Consider the following 16,263-nt stretch of genomic DNA (forward strand, 5'->3'; position numbering starts at 1 on the left):
TCTCCAGCAGGAACTGCATTCATGACCAAAGCTTTTAAACTCAATTCCGCCTTTAAACCTTCGGGCGACCAGCCTGAGGCGATCCGTCGCCTGGAAGAGGGGCTGGAGGATGGACTGGCCCACCAGACTTTATTAGGCGTGACCGGCTCCGGTAAAACCTTTACCGTCGCCAACGTCATTGCCGACCTCAATCGCCCGACGATGGTGCTGGCACCGAACAAAACGCTGGCGGCGCAGCTCTATGGCGAGATGAAAGAGTTTTTCCCGGATAACGCCGTCGAGTTTTTCGTCTCTTACTACGACTACTATCAGCCTGAAGCCTATGTGCCGAGCTCCGACACCTTTATTGAAAAAGATGCGTCGGTGAATGAACACATCGAACAGATGCGTCTGTCAGCGACCAAGGCGCTGCTGGAGCGGCGCGACGTTATCGTGGTGGCGTCGGTTTCGGCGATCTATGGTCTGGGCGATCCCGATCTCTATCTGAAAATGATGCTGCACCTGACACGCGGCATGATTATCGATCAGCGCAGCATTCTGCGCCGTCTGTCAGAGCTGCAGTACACCCGCAACGACCAGGCGTTTCAGCGCGGCACCTTCCGCGTGCGTGGCGAAGTGATCGATATCTTCCCGGCGGAGTCGGATGATATTGCGCTGCGCGTCGAACTGTTTGACGAAGAGGTTGAGCGTCTGTCGCTGTTCGACCCGCTGACCGGGCAGATCGATTCAGTAGTGCCGCGCTTTACCATCTATCCCAAGACGCACTACGTCACGCCGCGTGAGCGCATCCTGCAGGCGATGGAAGATATCAAAGTCGAGCTGGCGGACCGCCGCCGGGTGCTGCTGGAGAACAATAAACTGCTGGAAGAGCAGCGTATTACTCAGCGTACCCAGTTTGATCTGGAGATGATGAGTGAGCTGGGTTACTGCTCCGGCATCGAGAACTACTCGCGCTACCTCTCCGCACGCGGACCGGGCGAAGCGCCACCGACGCTGTTTGACTATCTCCCTGCCGATGGCCTGCTGGTGGTGGATGAGTCGCACGTCACCATCCCGCAGATTGGCGGCATGTACAAAGGGGACCGGGCGCGCAAAGAGACGCTGGTGGAGTATGGCTTCCGCCTGCCGTCGGCGCTGGACAACCGTCCGATGAAGTTTGAAGAGTTTGAGGCGCTGGCCCCGCAGACCATCTATGTCTCGGCAACGCCGGGCAAATATGAGCTGGAAAAATCGGGCGACGAAGTGGTCGATCAGGTGGTGCGTCCTACCGGTCTGCTGGATCCGATCATCGAAGTGCGTCCGGTCGGCACCCAGGTTGACGATCTGCTGTCGGAAATCCATCAGCGCGTGGCGATCAACGAACGTGTGCTGGTGACGGTGCTGACCAAGCGCATGGCGGAAGATCTCACTGAATATCTGACGGAGCATGGCGAGAAGGTGCGCTATCTGCACTCCGACATCGACACCGTAGAGCGTATGGAGATTATCCGCGACTTACGTCTGGGTGAGTTTGATGTGCTGGTGGGCATCAACTTACTGCGTGAGGGGCTGGATATGCCGGAAGTGTCGCTGGTGGCGATTCTGGATGCGGATAAAGAGGGCTTCCTGCGTTCCGAACGATCGCTGATTCAGACCATTGGTCGTGCGGCGCGTAACATCAACGGTAAAGCGATTCTCTATGGCGATAAAATCACGCCGTCGATGGCGCGTGCCATTGAAGAGACAGAGCGCCGCCGCGAGAAACAGCAGTTGCACAACGAAAAGAATGGCATTGTGCCGCAGGGCCTGAACAAGAAGATCACGGATATTCTGGAGCTGGGCAAGAATGTGGTGAAAACCCGCGGCAAAGCGAAACCGGCTCGTCCTGGCGAGGCTCAGGCACTGGCCGATTTCCAGCTGTTAACGCCGCAGGCGCTGCAGAAGAAAATCCACGAGCTGGAAGGGCAGATGCAGCAGCACGCGCAGAACCTGGAGTTCGAACAGGCGGCCAGCGTTCGCGATCAGCTGCATGAGCTGCGAACGCTGTTTATCGCGGCCTCGTAGTGCCGTCAAAGCTCTGAATGGCGTGTTCCAGCGCCACCCGTAACAGCTGGCGGTCGTGACGATATTTAATGTCGGCGGCCTCCAGCGGTTCACGGACAATCAGCCGGTTTTCAATGCCCTCTGTGGCGACCGACGGTCCGACCACTACGGCATCGATCACCCGCTTGCCGATATAACGTTCCATCATCTGAAGCTTGTCAGCCACTGAAAGACTGGCCGCGGCGGGGCTGAGCTCACGGCCCAGATTGCCGATAAACACCATAGTGGCAGGCGTGCGACGCAGGGCCTGTGCCATCTCTTCCATCAGCAGAATCGGCATCAGGCTAGTGTAGAAACTGCCTGGACCAATCAGGATCAGATCCGCTTCTGCAATGGCCTGCAGCGCTTCCCGCGTCGGCTGGACGTTGGGATGCAGCATCAGCTCCTGCGGCGGCTGCTTCATCTCATCGATGGCGGTTTCGCCGTAAACCATATTGCCTTCGGCATCCATCGCCACCAGGTCCACCGGCTGCTCCGACATCGGGATTAAAAAGGCGTCGACCTTCAGCAGGTTACGGATGATGTTGATCGCTTCCAGCGGGCGAACGCTCAGATGATCCAGCGCCCGTAGCATCAGATTGCCGAGGTTGTGACCGGCCAGTTCGCCGTTACCGGCAAAACGGTACTCGAACATCGCGGAGGCGACGCTGGGTTCTGCAATCAGCTGGTTAAGACAGTTGCGCATGTCGCCCCAGGCGATACCGCCTTCGGATCGACGAATGCGGCCGGTCGATCCGCCATTGTCGGTGGTGGTGACGATGCCGGTGAGACGGGAGCCCAGCGGGGAAAGGGCCGACATCACGCGGCCTAAACCGTGTCCGCCGCCCAGTGCCACAACGCGATCAAGATCGGCCAGTGTGCGATTCATACTTCTCCTTAACATCTCGTCGCGTAGCGTGGCTCTAAACGCTAATCCCGCGCGGATGACTTGCGTCAAAATCTGGATCGCATTTTAACGTATCCTGTCGCGAAAATGCGGTGAAAATTCGATATGTATAAGAATATATAGCGAAAAGAGCAAATGGAAGAGTGAGGAAATTCACGCTACCATCATGTTTACCGCGCTGATCAACGGGTCAGCGTACACTCAAGCCTGAATGCCTAAGTCTGCGGATAGGGGGTTCAGGCCGTAGCCATCGTGCTGCCAGGGTGCAGGAAGAAATGACTGCATCTCCCAATCTGGAAAGGTGTTCTGGTGTCACAATTTACTGATGCATACGCGCGTAAGTTCTATTACCTGCGCCTGTCGGTCACGGATGTCTGTAATTTCCGCTGTACCTATTGTCTTCCTGACGGCTACAAACCGCAGGGAATTCGTAACAAAAGCTTTCTCTCTCTGGATGAAATCCGCCGCGTCACGCGGGCTTTCGCCGCAGCCGGAACCGAAAAAGTGCGGCTAACCGGTGGTGAGCCGTCGCTGCGCCGTGATTTCACCGACATCATTGCGGCAGTGCGTGAAAACGCCTCTATCCGCCAGATCGCGGTCACCACCAATGGCTACCGGCTGGCGCGCGACGTGAAACAGTGGCGCGACGCGGGTCTGACCGCACTCAACGTCAGCGTCGACAGCCTGGACGCCCGTCAGTTTCACGCCATCACCGGCCAGGATAAATTCCATCAGGTGATGAGCGGCATCGACGCGGCGCTGGACGCCGGTTTTCGTCAGGTCAAAGTCAACAGCGTGCTGATGCGCGATCTCAACAGCCGTAATCTGGCCACGTTCCTCGACTGGATCCGCACCCGTCCGATTCAGCTGCGCTTTATCGAACTGATGGAGACCGGCGACGGCGGCACGCTGTTCCGCGATCAGCACGTTTCCGGCATGGTGATCCGCGAACAGCTCATTGCCCAGGGCTGGCAGCGGCGCGAAAGCGGACGCAGCGACGGCCCGGCGCAGGTCTTTTATCATCCCGACTATGTCGGCGAGATTGGCCTGATCATGCCTTACGCCAAAGATTTCTGTGCCAGCTGCAACCGTCTGCGCGTCTCGGCGCAGGGTAACCTTCACCTGTGCCTGTTTGGTGACGGCGGCATACCGCTGCGTGACCTGCTGGCGTCCGATGAGCAGCAGGCCGAACTGCAGGCGCGCATCGCCAGCAGCCTGGGACAGAAGAAGCAGACGCACTTCCTGCATCAGGGCAACACCGGCATCACACAGAATCTCTCTTACATTGGCGGCTAATTTCAGGAGGAAGTATGGGTAAACCAGCCAGCGAATTTCAGGCCGTGCAGATTGCGGTGATGACGGTGTCAGACCGTCGCGATGCCAGCAACGACACCTCCGGCGACTATCTGCGCGAGGCGGCGGCGGAAGCGGGCCATGAGGTGGTCGATCACGCCATCGTGCCGGATAACCTTTATCGCATTCGCGCCACCGTGTCGCGCTGGATCGCCAGTGACGATGTCCAGGTGGTAATCATTAATGGCGGCACCGGTTTTAACCTGAAGAACAGCACGCCGGAGGCGCTGCTGCCGCTGTTTGACCGCGAGATCGACGGGTTTGGCGAACTGTTCCGGATGATCTCCTATGAAGAGATTGGCGGCTCGACGCTGCAGTCGCGCGCCATTGCCGGTCTGGCTAACGGGACGCTGATTCTGGCCGTGCCGGGTTCGACCAGCGCCTGCCGCACCGCCTGGGAGCGGATTATCGCTGACCAGCTTGATGCGCGCACTGCGCCCTGTAATTTTGTCTCACATCTGAAGAAACGGTAAGTATGTCTCAACTCACACACATTAACGCCGCGGGCGAAGCGCACATGGTGGATGTTTCCGCCAAGGCTGAAACCATGCGCGAAGCGCGCGCCGAAGTGCTGGTGCTGATGCAGCCGGAAACGCTGCAGATGATTATCGACGGCAGCCATCACAAAGGGGATGTCTTCGCCACGGCGCGCATCGCCGGGATCCAGGCAGCAAAACGCACCTGGGAGCTGATTCCGCTCTGTCATCCGCTGATGCTGAGCAAAGTGGAAGTGAACCTCGAAGCAGAACCAGATCATAATCGGGTTCGCATCACCTCGCTCTGCCGCCTGACCGGCAAAACCGGCGTCGAGATGGAAGCGCTGACGGCAGCGTCAGTAGCCGCGCTGACCATCTACGACATGTGCAAAGCCGTGCAGAAGGATATCGTCATCGATCAGCTGCGCTTAATCAGCAAGAGCGGTGGCAAAAGCGGCGATTTCCAGGCGGTCACGCATGATTAAGGTGCTGTTTTTCGCCCAGGTGCGCGAGCTGATCGGCACCGCATCCCTTGAGGTTAACGCTGACTATCCGGATGTGGCGGCGCTGCGCGCTGCGCTGGCCGAACGCGACGATCGCTGGGCGCTGGCATTGGAGTCGGGCAAACTGCTGGCGGCTGTCAACCAGACGCTGGTGCCGATGAGTCACCCGCTGCACGCCGGTGATGAAGTAGCTTTTTTCCCGCCCGTAACCGGAGGCTGAGATGGAAACGCAGATTCGCGTCGGTCCCGAACCCTTTGATGTGGCGGAAGCGTATCGCTGGCTGGCGACCTGTGATGAAGATGGTGCGGTGGTGACCTTTACCGGCAAAGTCCGCAACCACAATCTGGGTGATAACGTGGCGGCGCTGACGCTGGAGCACTATCCCGGCATGACCGAAAAAGCGCTGCAGGAGATTGTTGATGCGGCGCGCGAACGCTGGCCGCTGCAGCGCGTCACGGTAATCCACCGCGTCGGCGAGCTGTTTCCCGGCGATGAGATCGTGCTGGTGGGCGTTACCAGCGCCCATCGCGGCAGCGCCTTTTCTGCCGCGGAGTTCATTATGGATTACCTGAAAACCCGTGCGCCGTTCTGGAAGCGCGAAGCGACAGAGCAGGGCGATCGCTGGGTGGATGCCCGCGATAGCGACCATCAGGCTGCCCAGCGCTGGGACTGAGGCATTTATGGCGCAAGCGGGCAGAAGTTTCTCCGCCCGCTGCGTTACCCTTACTCACCCGCGTCACAGCCCGCTAACACGCATACACAACGCCTACGGCTGCTTCAGCTGCTCTGCCGGACCAAAGCCGGTCTGACCGTGGCTGTGCTCACCGCCGCCATGAGTGCGCTTAAGCTGAATAACCTGACCCTTTTCCCAGGCGTTAGCACCCGGCGCCGCCGGATTGGCTACGATATCCGCCCGATCGGCACGGATTTGCTTGCTGTCCACGTCAAAACGGCGATCGCGATCCGCCAGCAGCCGTGAATCCATCTGACCATCCTGGGTAAAGCCCATCATCAGCGCCGGAATGCCGATCGGCAGCGTTTTGTCGCGATCGGTATGCCAGGTGTGCCAGGTTTTGCCATAGGTATTCACGATGCGGGTCATCAGCGCGTGGTCGGCAACTTTCGGTAAACCTGGCGCAATCAGCGTGCCCGATTTCACCTCATACTGATGGCTGTGCCACAGCTTTTTCTCTTCGGGCGGCAGGGTCTTAAACAGCCGTTCGCTGATGATGTACTCCACGCCCATCAGCCGCGCGTCGCGCGTGTTGCCGTCGTAAATCACCGCCTGCATCACATCGTCGTTCAGCACGGTGACATAGTGGTGCGCCTCCATCTGACCGTTTTTATCGCCGTTATAAAAATGGAAGCCATCGAGATAAGTATTGATGGCGTCGATAGGCGGACGGGACTGCATCACGCTGGCGCCGGTTTCCAGCACTTTCAGTGAGGAGGAGGTCGGCGCGCCCGGTGACTGCACCTGAGCAGGGGTATTACTGGCGCCGCAGCCGGTTAATAACAGGCTGAACGCCGCAACAGGCCAGAGTTTAAACATCGTAAGTTCCTTTAACGTTAAAAAAGGTAACCTTAGTTCAGTTCTCTCCTGCCTGTGAAACTCTGGCAATGGTAGAGTAGGGCTTTGGTTCATTCTGAGGACAGGCATGTCATCTACCCCGATTCTGCAACGTCTGACACTGGGCGCCGCCCTGGTGCTGGCGGGTTGTAGCAGCAAGAAAACTCCGGAGGCGCCGGTACGGCAGCCTGAAGATGTCAAAGCGCAAATCCAGCGGCTGCTGCCGTCGCACGTCAGCAATAAAGCGGCCTGGAGCGACGATATCTACACCACCTTCCGCACGCAGCAGATCGACCCCAGCGCCAGTAACCTGTGCGCGGTGATCGCCGTGGCGGATCAGGAGAGTAACTTCAGCGCCGAGGCCGCGGTGCCAGGCCTGCCAAAAATCGCCTGGGGCGAGATCAACCGCCGTGCAGCGCAGGTGCACGTCCCGGCCTTCCTGGTGCGCACCGCGCTGCTGATCAAATCGCCGACCGGAGAAAGCTACGCCGCCCGGCTGGACAAGGTGCGCAGTGAAAAAGACCTTAGCGCCATCTTCGATGATCTGATCGATATGGTGCCGATGGGCCAGACGCTGTTCGGCAATCTCAACCCAATTCACACCGGCGGGCCGATGCAGGTCAGCATCGCGTTTGCCGAAGCGCACGCCAAAGGCTATCCGTGGCCGATCGATGGCACCATCCGGCGTGAAGTCTTTACCCGTCACGGCGGGATCTACTTTGGGACGATGCACCTGCTCGGCTATCCGGCTGACTACAGCCAGCCGCTCTATCGCTTTGCCGACTACAATGCAGGCTGGTACGCCAGCCGCAATGCGGCGTTCCAGGCGGCAGTGTCAAAAGCCACCGGCATGAAGCTGGCGCTGGATGGCGATCTGATCCTCTATGGCTCAGACGCGGCGGGCGGCACCGAACTGGCGGTGCGGACGCTCTCGAAGCAGATCGACATGAGCAACAGCGCCATTCGCCGCGATCTGGAGAAAGGAGAGAAAGAATCGTTCAGCGACAGCGAACTCTGGAAACAGGTCTTTGCCCTGGCGGATAAAATGGCGGGTCGTAAGCTGCCGCGTGAAATGCTGCCGGGCATTAAGCTGGAAAGTCCGAAAATTACCCGTAATCTGACGACGGCGTGGTTTGCGCAGCGCGTCGACAGCCGTTATCAGCAGTGTCTGTCGCGGCGTTAACCAGCATGTTGTGGCACAGTTGAGCTGAGCTGTGCCACACTTAAATCTGGCATGGCTCCCGGCAGGGAGCTGTTCATCCGTTTAACAAGAGGTGCATCATGGACCGATATCCACGCAATGATTCCATCGTTCAACCCGCATCTCGCGGTTTACAAGCCTATATGGCGCAGGTCTATGGCTGGATGACCTGCGGTCTGTTACTGACCGCATTTGTCTCCTGGTTCGCGGCGCGTACGCCCGCAGTGATGGAGCTGGTGTTTGCCAATCGCATTACCTTCTTCGGGCTGATTATCGCGCAGCTGGCGCTGGTGTTCTTCCTGTCAGGCATGGTGCATCGTCTAAGCGGAGCCGTAGCCACCGGGCTGTTTATGCTCTATTCGGCGCTGACCGGCATTACCATGGCGAGTATCTTCCTGGTCTACACCTACTCCTCCATCGCCAGCACCTTCTTTGTCACGGCAGGGATGTTTGGTGCGATGAGCTTCTACGGCTATACCACCAAACGCGATCTGAGCCGTTTTGGCAGCCTGCTGTTTATGGCGCTGATAGGCATTGTGCTGGCGTCGCTGGTGAATTTCTGGCTGAAAAGCCCGGCGCTGATGTGGGCGATTACCTACATCGGTGTGGTGGTGTTTGTGGGATTAACCGCTTATGACACGCAGAAGCTGAAAAACATCGGTGAGCAGATTGATGCCCGCGACACGGAAAACCTGCGTCGCTATTCGATCATGGGCGCGCTGACGCTCTATCTCGACTTCATTAACCTGTTCCTGATGCTGCTGCGGATCCTCGGTAACCGCCGCTGATTTTCAGTGTAAAAGGGGAGGCGCGAAGGTTGCGCCTCCCTTTTTTTATTACGATTTCTGTAACTTCTGCTCGTTCTTCTGACGCAGATGCTTCGCCCGACTCTCCAGGCCCAGATAGAGCACCAGCGCTAACAGCAGCGGCAGGATAAAGTAGAGCACACGATAGGCCAGCAGCGCCGCAATGATGGTGCCATGCGAAGCGTGCTGACCGCTGAGCAGCGCCAGGAAAACCGCTTCCAGAACGCCAATGCCCGCCGGAATGTGAATGATTACCCCGGCAATACTGCTGATCAGCAGGACGCCCAGCACCATCGGATAGCCCACGTCGCGTCCCAGCAGCAGCCAGATAATCGCGCCCATCACCATCCAGTTGGCACAGGAAACCGCAAACTGCAGCAGCGCCATGCGCAGTGAAGGCAGCTGCAGCGTCTGGCCTTTAATCGTCCAGCGACGCTGTTTTGAGAAGGCACAGGCCCAGAGGTAAATCGCCACCAGCACCAGCAGAACCACGCCAATCAGCCGCAGCGTAGTCTCACCAATAAACCAGCCGCCGGGGATCGAGACCATGCCCGCACTGAACACCACGCCCGCCAGCAGAATATAGCCCAGCCAGTTAGTCGCGATGCTCAGGGAGAAGATGCGGGTGATGGTGCCGCTGTCGAGGCCCAGCCGGGAATAGAGCCGGTATCGCATCGCGACGCCGCCCACCCAGGTACTCAGCGTCAGGTTAAAGGCGTAACAGATAAACGACACCAGCATGACCTGCCGCTTCGCCAGCTTATGGCCGCAGTAGGCGCGGCCAATCAGGTCATAGCAGCCATACACCAGGTAACTCAGCACCACCAGTCCGGCGGCGGTCAGGACCACAAAGCGGTTGTAGTTAACGATGACCTCATAAACATCTTCCCAGTTCACTTTGCGGGCATAAACCACCAGCAGAACCACCACCGCGACGAAAAACAGCACGGTGAGGATTTTTTTTGCCAGCTGCCAGCGTGGATGTTTTTTTGCCATCAGGATTTTGCTCCCGGGTTGTCTGCTTCTATACGATCCTGCGTTTCCATTTCAGGCTGTACCGGCGCACTGACCTGAGCCAGCAGCGGCGTATGTGCCGGAAGCCAGCCCGCGATGGCCGGGAAATGACGCAGGAAATGGAATACCACCACGCTTTTGCTCAGTTGCCACCAGTTGCGCGGCGGCAGGCGATCCTCCTGCACGCGCTGGCAGTCGTTGGCCAGCAGCGCTTCGAGGTTGTCACGCAGCGTCTGGTTAAAAGGTCGGTCGTGGATGATCAGGTTAGCTTCCAGGTTCAGAGAGAGGCTCAGCGGATCGAGGTTGCTGGAGCCGACGGTCGCCCAGTAATCATCTTTTACAGCGATCTTGCCATGCAGCGGACGACGGATATACTCGTAGACTTCCACGCCACCATCGACCAGATAGTTGTAGAGCAGCTCTGCGCCCACTTTCACAATCGGCATATCCGGTTCGCCCTGCACAATCAGCCGCACCCGGACGCCACGCTGCGCGGCATTGCGCATCTCACGCAGCAGCCGGTAGCCCGGGAAGAAGTAGGCGTTGGCAATAATCACATCCCGCTTCGCCTCGCGCAGCATCTCCAGATAGTGCACTTCGATGTCGTCGCGGTGCTCGTCATTATCGCGGTAAACGTAGAGTACCTGAGCATCGCCGGGTTTAGCATTCACCGCCGGACGATGAGAACGCGATCCCCACCAGCGGCGGGTATGCTGTTCGCTGCCAATGGCCTGTTGCAGATAGCGTGCGATGTCAGCCACGACCGGGCCTTTGACCTGTACCGCGTAATCCTGTTTCGCCTCCGGGCCATAATCAGTGTTGTGTTCAGCCGAGAAGTTGATGCCGCCGACAAAGGCGACCACGTCATCCACCACCACCGTTTTACGGTGCAGGCGGCGGAAGACGTTGGTGCGCATCCCCATCACCAGCGGGCGCGGATCGTAGTAGATGAAACGCACACCCGCGCTGGTCAGGCTGTTCACAAATTGGTCGGAGAGTTCAGCGGAGCCGTAGCCATCGACCATCACTTCGACCCGCACGCCGCGCTGGGCCGCTGCCAGCAATTCGCGGTGCAGGGCGTTGCCGACGTCATCCTCAAACAGAATAAAGGTTTCGATCAAAACTGAGCGTTCTGCCCGCTGAATCGCGCCAAAGACGCGCGGGAAAAACGCTTCACCATTTTCCAGCAATAGCAGCCGGTTGCCTTCCTGCCAGTTAAAATTCATAGATGAATCTCCACCGCCAGCGGCGCGTGATCGGAAAGATGGGACCAGGGCTTACGCGGCAGCGCCCACGGATGACTCACGGTGGCGTTGCGGACATAGATGCGGTCAAGCCGCAATAGCGGGAAGCGCGCCGGGAAGGTGCGCGCCGGGCGTCCGGTCTTCATACTGAATACCTCTTTCAGGCCTGCGCCCTGTTTTAAAATGGCGTTAGCGCGTCGCTGCCAGTCGTTAAAATCGCCTGCTACGACGACCGGCGCGTCGGGCGGCAGCGAGTTGACCATTTCACAGATCTTCTTCATCTGCGTGTGACGATGTGTCTCTTTCAGACCCAGGTGAACACAGATGACATGCAGCGTGCCGTGCGGCTCGGGCAGGGCGATCTGACAGTGCAGCATGCCGCGGTTTTCACTGCCTGCCACCGAGATATCCCGGTTCTCATAGTCAGTTATCGGGAAGCGTGAAAGCACGGCATTGCCGTGATGTCCCTCCGGATAGACCGCATTGCGGCCGTAGGCGAAATCGTTCCACATGGTGTCAGCCAGAAACTCATAATGAGGCGATTCAGGCCACTCTTCATGGTTAAGGGAGTGGATGGCATGGGTGCCCATTACCTCCTGGAGAAAGACCACATCCGCCGAGGTTGCGCGAACGGCTTCGCGCAATTCCGGCAGGATGAAGCGGCGATTAAACGGGGCAAACCCCTTGTGTGTATTGATCGTCAGGACTTTTATTGAAAATCCTTGCGCATTTTGTGGCATACTCGCGACGCACTCCTTTTCATCATCAATAGAATCAAAGTGTAGTCTTTGTCACAAATGGGTGGTGAGAGAGCGCGATATTTAGGGCGTTATCCGAAAATTGTTTTACATTGAGGAAACCGTTTCCGGCTTGTGCCGGTAGCACTTGGGCGACCTGTTGGGTCTGCCAGGAGAATTGAATGAAATGGTCTAATCGTATTCAAATCATCACGGGTCAGACGTTGTTGCATATCGCTATGCATCTGCTGGTGATCGCTGCGCTGATCTGGGGCTGGAAACACAAGGCGCTGGTTGATGTCTGCAGCACGCTGGTGGCGATGTACGCACTGGTTTTTGTTGCCATGCTGGTGACACAGCGCATCGCCCGTTTACGTACGCTCGGCGATTATCTTGAAGAAGCGACCACCACTTACTACTTTGGCGCCGCCATGATGACACTGTTCCTGGTGTCGCGGATTTACCACAACAACCTGCTGCTGGCCTGTCTCGGCGTAGTGATGTTGCTGGGTCCGGCGCTGGTTTCGCTGCTGGCGAAAGAGCCACCGCGGCGCATCGAAAATAAACGTAGTTAAGTTGAAGGCCACCGCGAGGTGGCCTTCCTGTTTCTGCGCAGTTAAGTTATGTCAGTAAATGTGAGCTATCTCGCACACTTCATTTAAAGCTGCTACACTCGCCCGCTTACGCATCGTAGTTTGTGCCCTTTTCACGCGTCAGCCCCAGCTGCCGTCACTATCCCTCTGAAAACTACACCGTGAATCACGGCCAGAGCGGACCGGAGTAAACCACGTAATGTCATTTGACTCTCTCGGCCTGAGTGCCGATATTTTGCGCGCGGTTGCCGAACAAGGCTACAGCGAACCTACACCTATCCAGCGCCAGGCGATTCCTGTGGTGCTGGCAGGCCGCGATCTGCTGGCGAGTGCCCAGACCGGCACCGGCAAAACGGCCGGCTTTACCTTACCGTTGTTACAGAAACTCTCTGCCACCGCGACGCCCGTGCGCGGTCGTCGCCCGGTGCGCGCCCTGATCCTGACCCCAACCCGTGAACTCGCGGCGCAGGTCGGCGAAAACGTCAGCGACTACAGCAAATATCTCTCGCTGCGTTCGCTGGTCGTGTTTGGTGGCGTCAGCATCAATCCACAGATGGTTAAGCTGCGTGGCGGCGTCGATGTGCTGGTGGCCACGCCAGGTCGCCTGCTGGATCTGGCGCAGCAGAATGCTGTTGACCTGTCTCAGGTCGAAATTCTGGTGCTGGATGAAGCGGACCGTATGCTGGATATGGGCTTTATCCACGACATCCGTCGCGTGCTGGCGCGTCTGCCGGCTAAACGTCAGAACCTGCTGTTCTCAGCCACCTTCTCGGATGAGATCAAAGGTTTGGCGGAAAAACTGCTGACCAACCCGGAAATGATTGAAGTGGCTCGCCGCAACACCGCTTCTGAGCAGGTGGCGCAGCAGGTGCATTTCGTTGATAAGAAGCGTAAGCGGGAACTGCTGTCGCAGCTGATCGGCGAAGGTAACTGGCAGCAGGTACTGGTCTTTACCCGTACCAAACACGGCGCTAACCACCTTGCCGAGCAGCTGGGCAAAGATGGCATCACCGCCGCCGCGATCCACGGCAACAAGAGCCAGGGTGCCCGTACCCGTGCGCTGGCCGACTTTAAGTCAGGCGGCATTCGCGTGCTGGTTGCGACCGATATCGCGGCCCGTGGCCTGGATATCGAAGAGCTGCCACACGTCGTGAACTACGAGCTGCCTAACGTCGCCGAAGATTACGTTCACCGTATTGGCCGTACCGGCCGTGCGGCTGCAACCGGTGTCGCACTGTCGCTGGTCTGCGTCGATGAGCACAAACTGCTGCGTGATATCGAACGTCTGCTGAAGCGTGAAATCCCGCGTCTGGCGATTGAAGGCTATGAACCGGATCCAAGCATCAAGGCGGAGCCGATCATCAATGGTCGTCAGCAGCAGTCTCGCGGCGGTGCAGGTGGCGGCGGCGGCCGTGGTCGCAGCCAGGGCGGTCAGGGTGCAGGCGCATCGCGCTCATCTTCATCCGGCGACAAACGTCCTCAGGCGCGTCGTCAGAGCCAGGCGGCACCTCAGGGCGATAAGCCCGCAGCCCGTCCACGTCGTCCGGCTCCGAAGCGCACCGGAAACGTCTGAGTATGAGGGTTTTACTGGCTCCGATGGAGGGCGTGCTGGACTCACTGGTGCGCCAGCTGCTATCGGAAGTGAACGACTACGATCTCTGCATCACTGAGTTTTTGCGCGTAGTCGATCAACTGCTGCCGGTAAAATCCTTCACCCGTCTCTGCCCCGAACTGCATCACGCCAGCCGTACGCCATCCGGCACGCGGGTGCGGATGCAGCTGCTGGGGCAGCATCCCGAATGGTTAGCCGAGAACGCCGCACGCGCGGTGGAGCTGGGTTCCTGGGGTGTTGATCTCAACTGTGGTTGTCCCTCTAAACTGGTCAACGGCAGCGGAGGCGGCGCAACCCTTCTGAAAGATCCCGATCTGATTTATCGCGGCGCGAAAGCGATGCGTGAAGCGGTGCCTGCCGATTTGCCGGTAACGGTAAAAGTGCGGCTCGGCTGGGATTCCAGTGCCCGCAGCCTGGAGATTGCCGACGCGGTCCAGCAGGCCGGTGCCAGCGAACTAACAGTGCATGGACGGACCAAAGAAGAGGGCTATCGCGCAGAAGCGATCAACTGGCAGGCGATTGGCGACATTCGTCAGCGGCTGCGCATTCCGGTGATTGCTAATGGCGAGATATGGGACTGGCAAAGCGCGCAAAACTGTATGGCGGTCACCGGCTGCGATGCGGTAATGATTGGCCGTGGTGCACTGAACATCCCCAACCTGAGCCGGGTGGTGAAATACAACGAACCGCCGATGGCCTGGCCCGATGTGGTGCGGTTATTGCAGAAATACAGCCGGCTGGAAAAGCAGGGCGATACCGGCCTCTATCATGTGGCGCGGATCAAACAGTGGCTCGGTTATCTGCGCAAAGCGTATGGCGAAGCCGATGGCTTATTCAGTGAAATCCGTGCGTTAAAAAACTCGGGCGACATCGCATTGGCGATTGACCGTCATGCACATGTTCATGGTTTGTGATAAAAAATCAGGCGACCCTTTAACCGCCTGACGGTATAGTGGGCAAAATTTCCCACACCACAAGCCTGCTATGTCTGACACCGCTGTGTTGAGCAACAGTCAGCTCAACAAACGAATCCTCTCAGTTATCATTTTCACTTTCTTCTGCTATCTCTCCGTCGGACTGCCGCTGGCCGTACTGCCGGGCTTCGTCAAAAATCAGCTTGGCTTCAGCTCCTTTATCGCAGGTCTGATTATCAGCATCCAGTATTTTGCAACGCTGCTCAGCCGTCCGCAGTCGGGCCGTCTCGCCGATCGCCTGGGGCCAAAACGGGTGGTGATGCTGGGACTGCTCTGCTGCGGCATGAGCGGGGTGCTGACTATCGTGGCGGCGCTGCTGAGCAGCTGGCCGTGGCTGAGTCTGGCGCTGCTGGCTATCGGGCGACTGTTTCTTGGCGTGGGCGAAAGCTTCAGCAGCACCGGTTCCACGCTGTGGGGCATGAATATCGTCGGGCCGTTGCAGACCGCGCGCGTCATCTCCTGGAACGGTGTCGCCACCTATCTGGCGATGGCTGTTGGTGCGCCGCTGGGTGTGCTGCTGAACAGTCAATTTGGTATGAGCGGATTTGCCGGACTGATTGCGCTGATGGGCGTCGTTGGGTATCTGATGGCCAGCCGCAAACCGGCGGTCACCGTCAGTGTGGGCGAGCGCATTCCGTTTCATCGCGTCTTCTCCCGCGTCTGGCTTTATGGCCTGGCGCTGGGCTTCGGCACCATCGGCTTTGGCGTCATCGCCACCTTTATCACCCTCTATTTTGCCAGCCGCGACTGGCAGGGCGCGGCCTATGCGCTGACGCTGTTCAGCCTGGGGTTTGTGCTGGTGCGGCTGGGTTTCGGTCGCTTTATTACCCGCTTTGGCGGACTGCGCGTGTCGCTGTTCTCTTTCCTGCTGGAGTGTCTGGGACTGCTGATTATCTGGCAGGCGGACAGCGCCTGGCTGGTGGGCGCGGGCGCGTTCCTCACCGGCAGCGGTTTCTCGCTGGTCTTCCCGGCGCTGGGCGTTGAGGCGGTAAAAAGGGTTGAGCGCCAGGATCAGGGCTCGGCGCTGGGCACCTATTCCGCCTTTCTCGATCTGGGACTCGGTTTAACCGGCCCGGTGGCGGGCTTGTTTATCGGGCACTGGGGGATGCAGTCGGTCTATCTGGCTGCCGCCGTGATGGTGCTGGGCGCGCTGCTGATTACGCTGCGGCTCTATACGCAGCAACGGCTCACCACCTGACCGGTGGTGAGCA

General features: G+C 58.5%; 17 protein-coding genes and 1 riboswitch. Of the genes, 12 read left to right on the forward strand and 5 right to left on the reverse strand.

The window, feature by feature from the left end; all coding sequences use genetic code 11:
* Positions 1-21 precede the first annotated feature (21 nt).
* Entirely contained in the window at positions 22-2,043 is a 2,022-nt protein-coding gene (gene uvrB / locus FA92_RS04410) for an excinuclease ABC subunit UvrB (RefSeq protein WP_033731912.1), read from the forward strand.
* Here the strand turns inward: uvrB and yvcK are convergent.
* Positions 2,027-2,950, reverse strand: a complete 924-nt coding sequence (yvcK, locus tag FA92_RS04415; RefSeq protein ID WP_033782368.1) for a uridine diphosphate-N-acetylglucosamine-binding protein YvcK — start codon at positions 2,948-2,950, stop codon at positions 2,027-2,029. The two genes, uvrB and yvcK, sit on opposite strands and share 17 nt — an antisense overlap.
* Before the next feature lie 204 nt (positions 2,951-3,154).
* Positions 3,155-3,288: riboswitch (molybdenum cofactor riboswitch) on the forward strand.
* Between yvcK and moaA the strand changes: the two genes are divergently transcribed.
* From moaA to moaE, 5 genes are all read left to right on the forward strand, one after another.
* Positions 3,278-4,264 carry a GTP 3',8-cyclase MoaA gene (gene moaA, locus FA92_RS04420; protein WP_033782369.1) on the forward strand — a complete coding sequence of 329 codons (987 nt, stop codon included), beginning with the start codon at positions 3,278-3,280 and terminating at the stop codon, positions 4,262-4,264. Its footprint overlaps the riboswitch before it by 11 nt.
* A gap of 14 nt (positions 4,265-4,278) precedes the next feature.
* Positions 4,279-4,794, forward strand: a complete 516-nt coding sequence (moaB, locus tag FA92_RS04425; protein WP_013357188.1) for a molybdenum cofactor biosynthesis protein B — start codon at positions 4,279-4,281, stop codon at positions 4,792-4,794.
* Positions 4,795-4,796: 2 nt separating this feature from the next.
* A complete protein-coding gene (moaC, locus tag FA92_RS04430; protein ID WP_033782370.1) occupies positions 4,797-5,282 on the forward strand; it encodes a cyclic pyranopterin monophosphate synthase MoaC in 486 nt (161 codons plus the stop codon).
* Positions 5,275-5,520 (forward strand): molybdopterin synthase sulfur carrier subunit, encoded by a 246-nt coding sequence (gene moaD, locus FA92_RS04435; RefSeq protein ID WP_013357190.1) that lies wholly within the window; start codon positions 5,275-5,277, stop codon positions 5,518-5,520. The genes moaC and moaD overlap by 8 nt, the downstream gene beginning before the upstream one ends.
* A gap of 1 nt (position 5,521) precedes the next feature.
* Positions 5,522-5,974: a molybdopterin synthase catalytic subunit MoaE gene (gene moaE / locus FA92_RS04440; protein ID WP_033782371.1), complete on the forward strand. Its 453-nt coding sequence runs from the start codon at positions 5,522-5,524 to the stop codon at positions 5,972-5,974.
* Positions 5,975-6,067: 93 nt separating this feature from the next.
* Here the strand turns inward: moaE and FA92_RS04445 are convergent, their stop codons facing one another.
* Complete coding sequence (locus FA92_RS04445) at positions 6,068-6,853, reverse strand: OBAP family protein (protein ID WP_033782372.1); 786 nt, start codon at positions 6,851-6,853, stop codon at positions 6,068-6,070.
* 106 nt (positions 6,854-6,959) lie between these two features.
* Between FA92_RS04445 and FA92_RS04450 the strand changes: the two genes are divergently transcribed.
* Together FA92_RS04450 and FA92_RS04455 are read left to right on the forward strand one after the other, a co-directional pair.
* Positions 6,960-8,054: a DUF1615 domain-containing protein gene (locus FA92_RS04450; protein ID WP_033782373.1), complete on the forward strand. Its 1,095-nt coding sequence runs from the start codon at positions 6,960-6,962 to the stop codon at positions 8,052-8,054.
* A 98-nt stretch (positions 8,055-8,152) separates the two neighbouring features.
* Positions 8,153-8,860, forward strand: coding sequence for a Bax inhibitor-1/YccA family protein (locus FA92_RS04455; protein WP_013357194.1), 708 nt, complete (start codon positions 8,153-8,155; stop codon positions 8,858-8,860).
* 48 nt (positions 8,861-8,908) lie between these two features.
* Here the strand turns inward: FA92_RS04455 and FA92_RS04460 are convergent, their stop codons facing one another.
* From FA92_RS04460 to FA92_RS04470, 3 genes are read right to left on the reverse strand one after another with little or no spacing between them, the layout of a single operon-like run.
* Complete coding sequence (locus tag FA92_RS04460; RefSeq protein WP_013357195.1) at positions 8,909-9,874, reverse strand: lysylphosphatidylglycerol synthase domain-containing protein; 966 nt, start codon at positions 9,872-9,874, stop codon at positions 8,909-8,911.
* Positions 9,874-11,118 carry a cardiolipin synthase ClsB gene (gene clsB, locus FA92_RS04465; protein ID WP_033782375.1) on the reverse strand — a complete coding sequence of 415 codons (1,245 nt, stop codon included), beginning with the start codon at positions 11,116-11,118 and terminating at the stop codon, positions 9,874-9,876. Before clsB ends, FA92_RS04460 begins: the two co-directional genes overlap by 1 nt.
* Positions 11,115-11,876 (reverse strand): endonuclease/exonuclease/phosphatase family protein, encoded by a 762-nt coding sequence (locus FA92_RS04470; protein ID WP_033782376.1) that lies wholly within the window; start codon positions 11,874-11,876, stop codon positions 11,115-11,117. The genes clsB and FA92_RS04470 overlap by 4 nt, the downstream gene beginning before the upstream one ends.
* Positions 11,877-12,055: 179 nt before the next feature.
* Between FA92_RS04470 and FA92_RS04475 the strand changes: the two genes are divergently transcribed.
* The 4 genes from FA92_RS04475 (at position 12,056) to FA92_RS04490 (ending at position 16,250) form a co-directional block, all read left to right on the forward strand.
* A complete protein-coding gene (locus FA92_RS04475) occupies positions 12,056-12,448 on the forward strand; it encodes a YbhQ family protein (RefSeq protein ID WP_031594396.1) in 393 nt (130 codons plus the stop codon).
* 217 nt (positions 12,449-12,665) lie between these two features.
* The gene (rhlE, locus tag FA92_RS04480) at positions 12,666-14,039 is read left to right on the forward strand and encodes an ATP-dependent RNA helicase RhlE (protein WP_033782377.1); all 1,374 of its coding nucleotides are present in this window, start codon (positions 12,666-12,668) and stop codon (positions 14,037-14,039) included.
* A gap of 2 nt (positions 14,040-14,041) precedes the next feature.
* Entirely contained in the window at positions 14,042-14,992 is a 951-nt protein-coding gene (gene dusC / locus FA92_RS04485) for a tRNA dihydrouridine(16) synthase DusC (RefSeq protein WP_013357200.1), read from the forward strand.
* A gap of 70 nt (positions 14,993-15,062) precedes the next feature.
* Complete coding sequence (locus FA92_RS04490) at positions 15,063-16,250, forward strand: MFS transporter (protein ID WP_033782378.1); 1,188 nt, start codon at positions 15,063-15,065, stop codon at positions 16,248-16,250.
* The last annotated feature ends 13 nt before the right edge of the window (positions 16,251-16,263 follow it).

The organism is Pantoea sp. 9140, from assembly GCF_000745295.1.
In the GTDB taxonomy this organism is placed as follows: Bacteria; Pseudomonadota; Gammaproteobacteria; order Enterobacterales; family Enterobacteriaceae; genus Pantoea; species Pantoea vagans.